The organism is Micromonospora lacuserhaii (genome assembly GCF_036902735.1).
Taxonomy (GTDB): domain Bacteria; phylum Actinomycetota; class Actinomycetes; order Mycobacteriales; family Micromonosporaceae; genus Micromonospora.
The window spans coordinates 194,294-207,534 of record NZ_JBAKHO010000006.1 but is presented as its reverse complement, the minus strand read 5'-3'; the positions used below and the strand labels follow the sequence as shown (position 1 = coordinate 207,534).

Here is a 13,241-nt window from a genome sequence, read left to right as displayed (position 1 = left end):
TGGCGGCCAGCGCCGGCCAGCGGCCCGCGCCGAGCCGTACCCGGGCGGCGGGACGGCGGGCGCCGCCGAGCCGGGCGTACCGGGCGCCGCGCCGGCGGGTGGCGGTCTCGCCGGACAGCAGCAGCACGGTGAGCACCACCAGCACGCTGGAGAGCACCAGGGCGCCGGTGCGGTCGAAGCCCAGGTCGAAGGCCACGAAGATGGCCCGGGTGAAGGTGTCGGCGCGCAGGATGGAGACGGCGCCGAAGTCGGCCAGCACGTATAGCGCGACCAGCAGCGCCCCAGCGGCGGTGGCCGGGCGGATCTGGCGCAACGTCACGTCGGTGAAGGTCCGCCAGCCACCCCGCCCCAACGAGCGGGAGACCTCCTCCTGCGCCGGGTCCGCGCCGCGCAGCGCGGCCGCGACGGGCAGGAAGACGTACGGGTACGAGCAGAGGGTGAGCACCAGGGCGGCCGGCCAGAACCCCTCCAGCCGGTCGAGGGTGGACACCCAGGCGAACGCGGCGATGTAGGTCGGCACCGCCAGGGGCAGCGCGGCGAGCACCGCGAAGACCCGCCGGCCGGGCAGGTCGGTGCGGGTGACCAGCCACGCGGCGCCCACCCCGAGCAGCACGCAGGAGACGGTGACCACGGCGGCCAGCCCGAGGCTGCGGACGGCGAGCAGCCCGACCCGCTCGGTCCACAGTTCCGCGGCGATCCGGTCAGCGCCCGCCTCGGCGGTGCGGACCGCGAGGTAGACCAGCGGGATCAGGGCCACGGCGACCGCGACGGTCGAGGCCGCGAGCAGCGCCGGGCGCGGGGCCAGCCGGCGCACCGACCCGGGTACGCCGAAGCGGGCCGGCCCGCGGGGGGCCGACCCGACGTCGGGGGTGGTGGTCGTCATGCTCAGGGGACGAGCCCCGAGTCCTTGATCAGGGTGATCGTGGCGTCCAGGGTGTCCAGGTCGTTGAGGTCGATGTCCGGGGCGTCCAGCTCGGCCAGTGGCGGGACGCCGGCCGGGGCGGCGACGCCGGCCACCACGGGGTACTCGAAGGTCTGCTCGGCGAAGTACCGCTGCGACTCGGGGTTGAGCAGAAAGTCCACGAAGGCCTTCGTGTCCGGGTCCTCGGCGGAGCGCTTGAGCACCCCGACGCCCGCGACGTTGACCAGGGCGCCGGTGTCGCCGCCGGGGAAGAAGTGCAGCTTGGCCTTGAGCCCGTCCGGGGTGGTGCCCTTCTCCTTGGCCACCTCGCCGAGGTAGTAGTGGTTCACCAGGCCGACCGGGATGGCGCCCCGGTCCACGTCCTCGACGATCCGGACGTTGTTGTCCCGGATCTGCGGCTCGTTGGCCTTGAGCCCGGCGAGGAAGTCCTTCGCCTTCTGCTCGCCGTGCTGCACCCGGATCGCCGTGACGAACGCCTGGAAGGAGGCGTTGGTCGGGGCGACGCCGATCTTGCCCTTCCACTTCGGGTCGGTCAGGTCGAAGACCGACTTCGGCAGCTCGGCGGCGGACACCGTGTCGGCGTTGTAGGCGAGCACCCGGGAGCGGGCGCTGACGCCGATCCACTGGCCTTTGCCGGACCGGTACGCCTGCGGCACCTTCGCCAGGTCGGCGGCGGGCAGCGGGGCGAACATGTCGCGCTTGGCGACCGCGCCGAGGGCGCCGGCGTCCTGGGCGAAGAAGGTGTCGGCCGGCGACTTGCCGCCCTCCTCGACCAGCTGGGCGGCGAGCTGGGCGGTGGTGGCGTACCGGGCCTTGACGGTGATCCCGGTCTGCTGGGTGAACTTCTCCAGCAGCGGCTTGACCAGGGTCTCGTTCCGGCCGCTGTAGACGGTGATGGTCTTGTCGCCGGGCTTGCCCGGGTCCGCGGCGTCGTCCTCGCCGGCGCCGCAGGCGACCAGGCCGAGGGAGAGCAGGCCGGCGGCGGTGACGGCCGCGAGGGATCTGCGGGCGGGGACGGGCACGGCGGCGCTCCTTGTCGTCGGTCGACGGCCGTCCGTCGACGGGACAGAAGTTAGCACAGCCTAACCTCAGTGAACCTGTGGGGTTCCGGCCCGGGGAGTCGGCGCGTCCGGACGCGGGGCGCCGGGCAGGATGGGGCCATGACGCTGTCGCTGCCCATCGACCCCGAGGCCAACCGGCTGCTGGAGCGCAACCCCCTGGCGCTGCTCATCGGCATGGTGCTCGACCAGCAGATCCCCATGGAGAAGGCGTTCTCCTCGCCGTACGTGCTGGCCCAGCGGCTGGGCCACAAGCCCGATGCCCGCGAGCTGGCCGGCTACGACCCGGAGGCGCTGGTCGAGGTCTTCGCCCGCCCGCCGGCCCTGCACCGGTTTCCGAAGGCGATGGCGGGCCGGGTCCAGGAGGTCTGCCGGGCGCTGGTCGACCGGTACGACGGCGACGCCGCCGGCCTCTGGACCGACGTGGCCGACGGCCGGGAACTGCTGCGCCGCGTCGGTGACCTGCCCGGCTTCGGCAGGCAGAAAACGCAGATCTTCGTCGCCCTGCTCGGCAAGCGCTACGACGTGCGCCCGGACGGCTGGCGGGAGGCGGCCGGCGACTACGGCGACGCCGCCGCGTACCGGTCGGTCGCCGACATCACCGACCCGGAGTCGCTGCGCCGGGTCCGCGAGTTCAAGCAGGCGGCGAAGGCGGCGGCGAAGGCCGCGAAGGGCTGACGCAACCCGGCCGTACGCCCGCTCGTTGTGATCCGCGACAGCGGCGACGGGCGGGCGATGGCGGACGAGCGGGGCGGGGCGCTGCTACGCGGCGGAATGAGCTCACCCCGGGCCACCTTCCTGGAGCTCTTCTTCGACCTGGTCTTCGTCTTCGCGCTGACCCGGGTCTCGCAACGACTGACCGACGACCTGACGGCCCACGGCCGCGACGTGTTCCGCGAGACCGCCCAGACGGTGGTGCTCTTCCTCGCGCTCTGGATGGTCTGGACGCTGACCGCCTGGGTGACCAGCCGGTACGAGCCGGAGCGGATGGCGATCCAGTTCGTGGTGGTCGCCTCGATGTTCGCCAGCCTGGTGATGGCCGTCGCGATCCCCCGGGCGTTCGCCGAGCGGGCGCTGCCGTTCGCGCTGGGGTACGTCGCGATCCAGGTCGGCCGACCGCTCTTCCTCACCCTGGCCCTGCGCGGGCACCCACGTCGTTCGGTCACCGCCCGGATCCTGTTCTGGACCGCCGTCGGAGCGGTGCCCTGGCTGGTCGGCGCGCTGCTGCCGGAGTGGCGGCCGGTGCTCTGGGTGGCGGCGCTGGCCTGGGATTACACGGGGCTCGCGCTGGGCTGGCCACTGCCCCGGCGCGGTTCGGCGCGGGCCTCCGGCTGGGCGGTAATGGGGGAGCACCTGGTCGAGCGGTACCAGCAGTTCTTCATCATCGCGCTCGGCGAGAACATCCTGGTCATCGGGGTGACCTTCAGCGGCGGCGGCTACTCCGCCGGGGGCGCGCTCGCGTTCACGCTCTCCTTCGTGACCACGGCGCTGCTGTGGCGGATCTACTTCCACCGGGCCGGGCACGTGCTGGTGCAGGCGATCCGGGCGGCCCGCCGGCCGGGCCTGCTCGGCGAGTCGGCCAGCTGGACCCACCTGGTCATCGTGGCCGGCGTGCTGCTCACCGGGGTCGGCTACGAGCTGGTCATCGCCCACCCGTACGGACGGGCGGCGCAGGGGTGGCCGTTCTTCGTGATGGGTGGCCCCGCCCTCTTCCTCGCCGCCCGGGCCCGCTTCGAGTACGAGATCTTCGGCCGGATCTCCCGGACCCGGGTGGCCGGGGTGGCGCTGCTGCTGGCGCTGGTCCCGGTGTCGTCGCGGCTGCCGCCGGTCGCCGCGCTGGCGCTGAGCGCGGTGGTGCTCGCCGGGATCGCGGTCGGCGACGCGGTGCGGGCCCGGGGTCGCCCGCTCGAGCAGCCGGCCTCGCCGCTGTAGCCCGGCGGGTGCACGGGGCCGGCCGGCTCGGTCAGGCGGCCGTCGGGCGGGAGAGCGAGGCCAGCGCCCGGCGCACGTCGGCGAGCGAGACGGTGGCGGAGTCGTCCAGGTCGGCCAGGCCGGCCTCGATCCACTGCCGCATCAGCGTGGTGACGCCGATGCCCCGCGCCTCGGCCGCGGCGCGGACCCGCTCGTAGGTCTCCAGGGGCAGCCGCACCGAACGGCTGACCATCGGCACGTCGGTGTCGGGGGTGGGCAGCTCCAGCGGCTGACTCTCGTCGATCAGCTCGGCGAGCGAGTCGTCGCCGTGGAACCGCTTGGTCGCCTCGTCGTGGTTCATCGCCGGTCGCCTCCTCATCGGCGTGTTCTCCGTACGGCCTCGTCGTAGCGCTTGGCCTCGACGTCGCTCAGCTCGCGGGCGGAGAGGATGTCCCAGTCGTGGTCGATGCCGTCCGCCTCGGCGAGCAGCACGGCCAGCCGTCGGCCGCGACGGTTCGCGGCGTAGACGACCATCACGTCGTCGCCCAGGTGCCGGATCACCCGACGGGTGCTGTGCAGGGCCTCCCAGACTTCCCCGGGCGTGACGTCGTAGACCCGCAGGTTGCCCAACGCCTCGTCGGTGAAGCTGAAACGGCTGCCCACGCGCGCAGCGTACCACGTATGTAACACGTCACCGGTACGCGTCGATTCTCGCTGATCACACCCGAGCAGTGACAGGATGGGGGCAATCCCCTCGAGGAGGTCCGTGGTGAAGCGTCAGGCGTACGAGCCGATTCTGATCACCGACGCCTCGCGCAGCCAGGACGACCAGCTCACCAGCCGGCAGAAGCGTTACGTGCTGATGATGGGCATTCGGGTGGCCTGCGTGATCGTCGGCGCGATCCTGGTTGGCACGAAGGCTCCCCTGCTCTGGCTCTGGCTGCCCATGGTCGGCCTCGGCATGATCCTCATCCCCTGGCTAGCCGTGCTGCTGGCCAACGACCGTCCGCCCAAGGAAGAGCACCGGCTCTCCGGCCGGTTCCAGCCGCGCGCCCGGGACGAGTCACCGCCGATGAGCCTCACCGCCGAGGAGCGCCCGCACAAGGTCATCGACGCCGAACCCTGACCGGCCCCGTTGGCCGGGAGCTGTGGGCTCCCGGCCGACGTCCGCTCAGCCCGCCGGTCGGGCGCCCACCGTCGAGACCGCCAGCGCCCCCAGGTCACCCGCCCGGGTCAGCGCCGCCCGCGGGTCGGCCCCGGCGACCCAGGCCGTCAGCAGCCCCGCCGCGAACGCGTCACCGGCGCCGGTGACGTCCACCACCGCCACCCGCCGCCGCGGCGCCACCCCGACCGTCGCGCTCCGGTCCACCCAGATCGCGCCGGCCTCGCCGCGCTTGACCACCACCCGCCGCGCCGAGGCCGACAGCGCCCGCGCCTGCGCCGCCGGGTCCAGCCCACCGGCCAGCACGGCCGCCTCATCGGCGTTGACCAGCAGCAGGTCGACGTCGCGTACCCAGGACAGGAAGGCCGCCGCGCCGGCCCGCCGCAGCGGCGCCGCGGAGGCCGCGTCGACGCTGGTGGTGAGCCCGCGCTCGCGCGCCACGGCGAGCGCCCGCAGCCCGGCCGGTCGCGACGCGGCGTCCAGCAGGGGGTACGCGGACAGGTGCAGATGGGTCGCGTCGGGCGCCGCCGCGACGGCCCGCTCGACGTGCCCGGCGGTCAGTCGCAGGTTGGCGCCCCGCTCGGTGACCATCGTCCGTTCCCCGTCGGTGGCGAGCACGATCACGGTGCCGGTGGTGGTCCCCGGATGCCGCTCGACCACGCAGTCCACGCCGGCGCGTTCCAGCTCGGCCACCCGGTCGCCGGCCGCGCCGTCGTCGCCGACCGCGCCGACCAAGGTCACGGGCACCTTCTGCGCGGCGATCCAGGCGGCGGTGTTGGCGGCCTGACCGCCGCCGCAGACCTGGATGGTCGCCGGGGTGTCCGAGCCGGTGGCCAGCGGCCCGGCCAGCACCGCCACCACGTCGGTGATCAGATCACCGACGACGATCAGCCGGGACGGCGCGGTCATGCCGGCCGGTCGGTACGTCGGGCGGCCGCCGCGACCGCGATCCGGGCCGCCAGGTCGGCGTTGCGCAGGATGATCCGCACGTTCACCGCCAGGCTCGCCCCCTCGGTGGCCGAGTGGAAGTGGGCCAGCAGGAACGGCGTCACCGCCTTGCCGGTCACCCCGTCGCGGGCCAGCAGGGCCAGCCCGGCCGCGAGGGTCCGGTCGTGCAGCTCCGGGTCGAGCTGCTCGTCGACCGGGAGCGGATTGGCCACGATCAGCCCGCCGCCGTGCACGCCCTGCTGCTCCCGGGCGGCCAGCACGTCCGCCACCTGCTCCGCGGTGTCCACCGACCAGTCCAGGTCGAAGCCGGCGTCGCTGAGATAGAAGCCGGGGAAGCGGCGGGTGCGGTAGCCGACCACGCCGACCCCGAGGGTCTCCAGCCGCTCCAGGGTGGCGCCCACGTCGAGGATCGACTTGACCCCGGCGCAGACCACCGCGATCGGCGTCCGGGCCAGGGTGACCAGGTCGGCCGACTCGTCGAAGGTCTGCGCCGCCTCCCGGTGCACCCCGCCGAGCCCACCGGTGGCGAAGACCCCGATCCCGGCGGCGGCGGCCACCGCGCTGGTCGCGGCGACCGTGGTGGCGCCGTCCGCGCCGGTCGCGGCGGCCACGGCCAGGTCGCGGACGGAGAGCTTGCTCACCCCGTCGACCGTGGCGAGCCGGGTCAGCTCGGCGTCGTCCAGGCCGACGACGAGCTCGCCGCCGACCATGCCGATGGTGGCCGGGACGGCGCCCGCGGCGCGTACCGTCTGCTCGATCTCGCGGGCCACCCGCAGGTTGTCGGGTCGGGGCAGGCCGTGCGAGACGATGGTGCTCTCCAGGGCGACGACGGGACGGCCGTCGCGGAGGGCGTCGGCGACCTCGGCGCCGGGACGGATGTGAAAGTTGGTCACCTCGGTTACCGTACGTCCCGCCGTCGGGCAGGGCTGCGGTGGACCCGGCCCGCCCGACCTGCCAGACTGGAAAGTTGGAGGTGGAGAAGTGAGCACAGAGGTTCTCGAGCGCCCGGAGCTGAAGGACGCCGACACCGGTCCGGAGATGTTCCACTACGTCCGCAAGGAGAAGATCGCCGAGAGTGCCGTCATGGGCACCTACGTCGTGGCGCTCTGCGGCGAGACGTTCCCGGTGACCAAGGCCGCCAAGCCCGGCTCGCCGGTCTGCCCGAAGTGCAAGGAGATCTACGACTCGTACCGCGACTGAGTCGGGGCGGTCGGGTCGGCCGCCCACGTAATCTTCGGCGGTGTGAACACCTCCACCGCCCTGCTCTTCGCCGATCTGACCGGAGTGGCCGTCTTCGCCGCCTCCGGGGCCTCCGCGGCGGTGGCCAAACGGCTCGACCTCTTCGGCGTCGTGTTCGTCGGCTTCGTGGCCGCGCTCGGCGGCGGCATCTTCCGGGACGTGGTCATCGACGAGGTCCCACCGTTGGCCTTCGGTGACTGGCGGTACGCCACCACCGCCGCGGTCACCGCCGCCGCCGTCTTCTGGCTGCACCCGCAGCTCGCCCGCCTGCGCACCACCGTGCTGGTGCTCGACGCGGCGGGGCTGGGACTGTTCACCGTCACCGGCACGCTCAAGGCGCTCGACGCCGGCATGCCACCGGTCGGCGCGATCGTGATCGGCATGCTCACCGCGATCGGCGGCGGGCTCGGCCGGGACCTGCTCACCGCCGAGATCCCGGTGGTGCTGCGCCGGGAGATCTACGCGGTGGCCGCGCTGGTCGGATCGATCATGGTGGTGCTGCTGGAGGCCATCGGTCGCGCCGGGGCTGCCGGCCTGACCGCGGCGGCTGCGCTGGTCTTCGTACTCCGGCTGGTGGCGCTGCGACGGCGCTGGTCGGCCCCGGTCGCCACGCTGCGCCCGCCGAAGACCGGGGTCCGCGGGCCGCAGGGCTGACCCGGCGAAGGTGGTCACGACGCCCGCGCCGGTGACCCGGCGGGGGTGGCGGATGTGACCAGCGTGGCGTCGAGTGGGGCGACGGGCCCGGGCTGGTTATGCTGAGTCGGCCTTCGCGGCAGCTTCTGCGCGGAGGCGTTTTCATGGGCGGCGGTACCGTGGCCCTCGGCCCCGGTCCGCCGTCGTGCGGTCGGAGAGGAGCCTTCGCGTGGCAGCCCGGACGCCGGCGCTCGAGACGTTCCCACCCCTGCGCGCGTGGCAACGCAAGGCGTTGGTGGAGTACCTGCGTCGTCGGTCCGAGGACTTCACCGCGGTCGCCACCCCGGGCGCGGGCAAGACCACCTTCGCCCTGCGGATCGCCGCCGAGCTGCTCGCCGACGGCACCGTCGAGGCGGTCACCGTGGTGGCCCCGACCGAGCACCTGAAGACCCAGTGGTCCCAGGCGGCGGCCCGGGTCGGCATCCAGCTCGACGCCGCCTTCCGCAACGCCGACGTGCACTCCTCGGCCGACTTCCACGGCGCGGTCGTCACCTACGCCCAGGTCGGCATGGCCCCGCAGGTGCACCGGCGGCGCACCATGACCCGGCGCACCCTGGTCATCCTCGACGAGATCCACCACGCCGGTGACTCCCGCACCTGGGGAGACGGGGTCAAGGCGGCCTTCGAGCCCGCCGTACGCCGGCTGATGCTGACCGGCACGCCGTTCCGCTCCGACGACAACCCCATCCCGTTCGTCAGCTACGAGCGGGGCGGGGACGGGCTGCTGCGCTCCCGCGCCGACTCGGTCTACGGATACTCCGACGCGCTGCGCGACGGCGTCGTCCGCCCGGTGCTCTTCCTGGCGTACTCGGGGGAGACCCGGTGGCGCACCAGCGCCGGGGACGAGCTGGCGGCGCGGCTGGGCGAGCCGATGACCCAGGACCTCGTCGCGCAGGCCTGGCGGACCGCCCTGGACCCGGCCGGCGACTGGATGCCGCAGGTGCTGCGCGCCGCCGACGCCCGCCTCACCGTGCTGCGCAACGCCGGGATGGCCGACGCGGGCGGCCTGGTGATCGCCAGCGACCAGCAGAACGCCCGCTCGTACGCCAAGCTGATCGAGCAGGCGACCGGCGAGAAGGCCGCCGTGGTGCTCTCCGACGACCAGGGCGCCTCGGCCCGGATCGCGACGTTCGCGGTGTCCGAGCAGCGGTGGCTGGTCGCGGTCCGGATGGTCTCCGAGGGCGTGGACATCCCCCGGCTGGCGGTCGGCGTGTACGCCACCAGCGCCAGCACCCCGCTCTACTTCGCCCAGGCCATCGGCCGGTTCGTCCGGGCCCGCCGGCCGGGGGAGACCGCCTCGGTCTTCGTGCCGAGCGTGCCGCACCTGCTCGGGCTCGCCAGCGAGATGGAGGCCGAGCGGGACCACGTGCTCGGCAAGCCCAAGGACCGTGAGGGCTTCGACGACGACCTGCTGGAGCGCGCCCAGCGCGACGAGCAGGCCAGCGGCGAGCTGGAGAAGCGGTTCACCGCGCTCTCCGCCACCGCCGAGCTGGATCAGGTGATCTTCGACGGCACCTCCTTCGGCACCGCTGCCCAGTCGGGCACGCCCGAGGAGGAGGAGTACCTCGGCCTGCCGGGTCTGCTCACCGCCGACCAGGTCTCCCTGCTGCTCACCAAGCGGCAGGCCGAGCAGCTGGCGGCCCAGCGCCGCCGGACGGCCGACAAGGCCACTGAGCCGGCCGCTGCGGCGACGCAAGCTCCGCCGGCACCGATGAGCGCGGCCCAGCGCCGGGTGGCGCTACGGCGGCAGCTGAACGCCCTGGTGGCCGCCCGGCACCACCGCACCGGCCAGCCCCACGGCAAGATCCACGCCGAGCTGCGCCGGCTCTGCGGCGGGCCGCCCAGCGCCCAGGCGACCATCGAGCAGCTCGAGGAACGCATCGCCACCGTGCAGACCCTCTGACCCGACCGTCCCACCGGCCCCGGCGGACGTCTGCGTCGAGATCGCGGGCACTGGGGGGCGCAAAAAAGTCGACCGGAGGGACCCGTTGGGTCCCTCCGGTCGACTATGTCGTCGGCTTACGGTTGCGGAATCAGTTCGCCATCAGATCGGCGCCACGCCAGCTGAACTCCGGGTCCGTCGCGTACCGCACGGTGATCTTGACGAGATCCTCCGCGTACTTGTTCGCGTGGTGCCCACAGAACACCAGCTCGCTCCCACCCGCCAGAGTGATCCGGAGCTTGCCGGCAGCATTGCAGCGGTCGCACCGTTCATCGGCGGCTGGGGGGGCCACCGTCTCGGGCGGCGGCGTGAGGGTCGGGGTCATCGCCTTCCTCCTCTGGTCGTCACCGATGAACAATCTCTTCGGTCGTTGCTCACCTATCGTCTAACACCCTTGTCGGGCCCTGCCTTCCCCGTGTGCCCGCGGGGGACCGAGGTCACACCTGACAGGGGGACAGTGTGCCGTGCACCAAGGGTGCCACGTCAACGATCACAAACGAGCAACCGACCGATCACCTTTGAGTGTTCTACGGCTGGTGATCAAACCGACACGCTTGGTTGACGTGACGGGTCAGTCCAGGTAGTCGCGGAGCACCTGGGAGCGCGACGGGTGCCGCAGCTTGGACATGGTCTTCGACTCGATCTGCCGGATCCGCTCCCGGGTCACCCCGTAGACCTGGCCGATCTCGTCGAGGGTACGCGGCTGACCGTCGGTGAGGCCGAAGCGCAGGCGTACCACGCCCGCCTCACGCTCGGAGAGCGTCTGCAGCACCTGCTGGAGCTGATCCTGCAGCAGCGAGAAGGAGACCGCGTCGACCGCGACGACGGCTTCCGAGTCCTCGATGAAGTCACCGAGCTGGCTGTCGCCCTCGTCGCCGATGGTCTGGTCCAGCGAGATGGGCTCCCGGGCGTACTGCTGGATCTCCAGCACCTTCTCGGGTGTGATGTCCATCTCCTTGGCCAGCTCCTCCGGGGTGGGCTCGCGGCCCAGGTCCTGGAGCAGCTCGCGCTGGATGCGGCCGAGCTTGTTGATGACCTCGACCATGTGCACCGGGATGCGGATGGTGCGGGCCTGGTCGGCCATCGCCCGGGTGATCGCCTGCCGGATCCACCAGGTGGCGTAGGTGGAGAACTTGTAGCCCTTGGTGTAGTCGAACTTCTCGACCGCCCGGATCAGGCCGAGGTTGCCCTCCTGGATCAGGTCGAGGAAGGCCATGCCGCGGCCGGTGTAGCGCTTGGCCAGCGAGACGACCAGCCGGAGGTTGGCCTCCAGCAGGTGGTTCTTGGCGCGCTCGCCGTCACGGGAGATCCAGCCCAGGTCCCGCTGCATCTCGCGGGTGAGCTTCTCCTCACCCTCCTCGGCCGCGCGCAGCCGCTCGGCGGCGTAGAGCCCGGCCTCGATCCGCTTGGCGAGCTCCACCTCCTGCTCGGCGTTGAGCAGCGGGACCTTGCCGATCTGCTTGAGGTAGGCCCGGACCGAGTCGGCAGAAGCGGTCAGCTCGGCGTCCCGGCGCGCTTGCTTGAGCGCCTCGGACTCCTCGTCGTCCCACTCGAAGTCGTTGTCGGTCGCGGAGGCGGCGGCGTCGGTCGCGGCGGCCTGGGCCAGCTCGGCCGGCTCCTCGACCACCACGTCCTCGATCGTGGCGGCGAGCTCCTCGGGGTCGATCTCGCCCTCGGCGCCCTCGCCCTTGGCCTTGCCGGCCGCGGTCTTGGTCGCACCGGCGGCGGCCACGGTCGCCTTGGTTGCCCGGGTCGACTTGGTCGCCTTGGCGGCCGGCGCGGCGGCCTTGGCGGCCACCCCGGCGGTCGTGGCGGCGGCCTTGCGCGGGGCCGCCTTGCGCGGGGCGGGTGCCGGAGCCTCGTCGGCGGCGGGCGCCTGCTTCGGCGCCGGCGCGGCGGCCTTCTTGGTGGTCTTGGCGGTGGTGGCCCGGGAGGCCGGGGTGGCGGACCGGGCGGCGGCGACCCGACGGCGGGTGCTGGCCGAGCCGTCCACGACCACCGTCACTCCCGCTTCGGAGAGCGCCCGGAGGATCTTCTTGGCCTGGGCCGGGGTCACCTCAGCGGACTCGACGGTGCGCGCGAGCTGGGCCGACGTCAACTGACCGCCGGCGCTCTGCGCGTGCGCGATCAGGGTGTCGGTGAGCGAGCGAACGTCGGCGCCGTTCTGGCGGGGTTCTGTCACGAATGACCTTCCGGAGGCGAAGAGCGAGCACGGGCCGGGTCGTCCGACGCAGCGCGGGGCACCGTGCCGGGCGATGTCGTTGAGGGGACCCCCGTGTCCCCGGTCCGGCCGTTCGGCGGTCCGTGGCGCGTGGGCAGGGTGAATTGTAACGCCGTCCGCGCCGATCATCCTGCGGCGCACGGGGCACCGGCGGGCGGGGACCGCCAATTGGCCGCAGTTGTGGACTTTGTAAGGATGATACCCGCGCGCGGCCCCGGAGGTACCAGTCGTGCGGGAAGGGGACGAACCAGATGACTCGGTACGCGCCGACGCCGGAGGAACTGCTCGAGATCGCCACCGGTGTCGCCCGGGACGCGGCGGCCACGGCGTACCGGATGCGGGCCGAGGGCGTAGCGGTCGCCGCGACCAAGAGCACGGTCACCGACGTGGTCACCGCCGCCGACCGGGCCGTCGAGCGGCAGGTCCTCGAGGCCCTGGCCAAGCTCCGCCCGGACGACGCGGTGCTCGGCGAGGAGTACGGCGCCGGGGAGCCCACGGCGGCGGCCAGCGGGGTGCGGTGGGTCCTCGACCCGATCGACGGGACGGTCAACTACCTCTACGGCCTGCCGCACTGCGCGGTGTCGCTGGCCGCCGAGGTGGACGGCGAGGTGGTCGCCGGAGTGGTGCGCAACCTGGTCACCGGCGAGGAGTGGACCGCCACCGCCGGGGGCGGCGCCTGGCGCGACGGGCAGCGGCTGCGCTGCTCGGACGAGTCCGACCTGGGGCAGGCGCTGGTGGCCACCGGGTTCGGCTACGACGCCGCGCGCCGCGCCCACCAGGCCCGGGTGGTCGCCGAGTTGATCCCGCACGTACGGGACATCCGCCGGTTCGGGGCCGCCGCGCTGGACCTCTGCCTGGCCGCCGAGGGGCGGGTCGACGCCTACTACGAGAAGGGGCTGGCCGCCTGGGACCAGGCCGCGGGCGGGCTGGTCGCCGCCGAGGCGGGCCTGCGGGTCACCGGCCTGCGCGGCCGACCGGCCGGCCCGGACCTGGTGCTCGCCGCCCCACCGGCGCTGTTCCAGGCGCTGCACGACCGGCTCGCCGACCTGGACGCCTCCGGCGGCCCGTGAGCGAGAAGGGCGGTGCCCCCGGCTCGGGGACACCGCCCTTTCGGCGACGAGAACCGGCGCTTCGTCGCGCCGAGT

At 73.3% G+C, this 13,241-nt stretch carries 15 protein-coding genes; 7 read left to right on the top strand and 8 right to left on the bottom strand.

Going from position 1 to position 13,241, the window contains the following annotated elements; all coding sequences use genetic code 11:
• A partial coding sequence (locus tag V6U81_RS06745) for an ABC transporter permease (protein WP_334485569.1) occupies positions 1-814 on the bottom strand: 814 nt, incomplete at its 3' end.
• A 71-nt stretch (positions 815-885) separates the two neighbouring features.
• Positions 886-1,944, bottom strand: a complete 1,059-nt coding sequence (locus V6U81_RS06740; protein WP_334485539.1) for an iron ABC transporter substrate-binding protein — start codon at positions 1,942-1,944, stop codon at positions 886-888.
• 138 nt (positions 1,945-2,082) lie between these two features.
• Between V6U81_RS06740 and V6U81_RS06735 the strand changes: the two genes are divergently transcribed.
• Together V6U81_RS06735 and V6U81_RS06730 are read left to right on the top strand one after the other, a co-directional pair.
• Complete coding sequence (locus V6U81_RS06735) at positions 2,083-2,658, top strand: HhH-GPD-type base excision DNA repair protein (RefSeq protein WP_334485537.1); 576 nt, start codon at positions 2,083-2,085, stop codon at positions 2,656-2,658.
• 27 nt (positions 2,659-2,685) lie between these two features.
• Positions 2,686-3,912, top strand: coding sequence for a low temperature requirement protein A (locus V6U81_RS06730; RefSeq protein ID WP_334485535.1), 1,227 nt, complete (start codon positions 2,686-2,688; stop codon positions 3,910-3,912).
• Positions 3,913-3,943: 31 nt separating this feature from the next.
• Here V6U81_RS06730 and V6U81_RS06725 read toward each other — a convergent pair whose 3' ends face one another.
• Positions 3,944-4,270, bottom strand: a complete 327-nt coding sequence (locus V6U81_RS06725) for a CopG family antitoxin (protein ID WP_334485533.1) — start codon at positions 4,268-4,270, stop codon at positions 3,944-3,946.
• Entirely contained in the window at positions 4,267-4,554 is a 288-nt protein-coding gene (locus tag V6U81_RS06720; protein WP_334485531.1) for a hypothetical protein, read from the bottom strand. Before V6U81_RS06720 ends, V6U81_RS06725 begins: the two co-directional genes overlap by 4 nt.
• Before the next feature lie 106 nt (positions 4,555-4,660).
• On the opposite strand from V6U81_RS06720, the gene V6U81_RS06715 reads away from it, so the two are divergent.
• A complete protein-coding gene (locus tag V6U81_RS06715; protein WP_334485567.1) occupies positions 4,661-5,017 on the top strand; it encodes a DUF3099 domain-containing protein in 357 nt (118 codons plus the stop codon).
• A 45-nt stretch (positions 5,018-5,062) separates the two neighbouring features.
• On the opposite strand, the gene V6U81_RS06710 is transcribed toward V6U81_RS06715, so the two are convergent.
• Both V6U81_RS06710 and V6U81_RS06705 read right to left on the bottom strand, forming a co-directional pair.
• On the bottom strand, positions 5,063-5,962 hold the full coding sequence (locus V6U81_RS06710) for a carbohydrate kinase family protein (protein ID WP_334485529.1): 900 nt from the start codon (positions 5,960-5,962) through the stop codon (positions 5,063-5,065).
• Entirely contained in the window at positions 5,959-6,894 is a 936-nt protein-coding gene (locus V6U81_RS06705; RefSeq protein WP_334485527.1) for a pseudouridine-5'-phosphate glycosidase, read from the bottom strand. The genes V6U81_RS06710 and V6U81_RS06705 overlap by 4 nt, the downstream gene beginning before the upstream one ends.
• An 88-nt stretch (positions 6,895-6,982) precedes the next feature.
• Here V6U81_RS06705 and V6U81_RS06700 point away from each other — a divergent pair, with 88 nt between their 5' ends.
• From V6U81_RS06700 to V6U81_RS06690, 3 genes are all read left to right on the top strand, one after another.
• Positions 6,983-7,201, top strand: a complete 219-nt coding sequence (locus tag V6U81_RS06700) for a DUF3039 domain-containing protein (protein ID WP_322439187.1) — start codon at positions 6,983-6,985, stop codon at positions 7,199-7,201.
• A 42-nt stretch (positions 7,202-7,243) separates the two neighbouring features.
• A complete protein-coding gene (locus V6U81_RS06695) occupies positions 7,244-7,894 on the top strand; it encodes a trimeric intracellular cation channel family protein (protein WP_334485525.1) in 651 nt (216 codons plus the stop codon).
• Between the two features lie 208 nt (positions 7,895-8,102).
• Entirely contained in the window at positions 8,103-9,836 is a 1,734-nt protein-coding gene (locus V6U81_RS06690; RefSeq protein ID WP_334485523.1) for a DEAD/DEAH box helicase, read from the top strand.
• Positions 9,837-9,966: 130 nt separating this feature from the next.
• Here the strand turns inward: V6U81_RS06690 and V6U81_RS06685 are convergent, their stop codons facing one another.
• Complete coding sequence (locus V6U81_RS06685; protein ID WP_036374862.1) at positions 9,967-10,200, bottom strand: DUF7455 domain-containing protein; 234 nt, start codon at positions 10,198-10,200, stop codon at positions 9,967-9,969.
• Positions 10,201-10,446: 246 nt separating this feature from the next.
• Positions 10,447-12,057 (bottom strand): RNA polymerase sigma factor, encoded by a 1,611-nt coding sequence (locus tag V6U81_RS06680; protein WP_334485518.1) that lies wholly within the window; start codon positions 12,055-12,057, stop codon positions 10,447-10,449.
• 290 nt (positions 12,058-12,347) lie between these two features.
• Here V6U81_RS06680 and V6U81_RS06675 point away from each other — a divergent pair, with 290 nt between their 5' ends.
• A complete protein-coding gene (locus tag V6U81_RS06675; RefSeq protein ID WP_334485516.1) occupies positions 12,348-13,166 on the top strand; it encodes an inositol monophosphatase family protein in 819 nt (272 codons plus the stop codon).
• Positions 13,167-13,241: the final 75 nt, after the last annotated feature.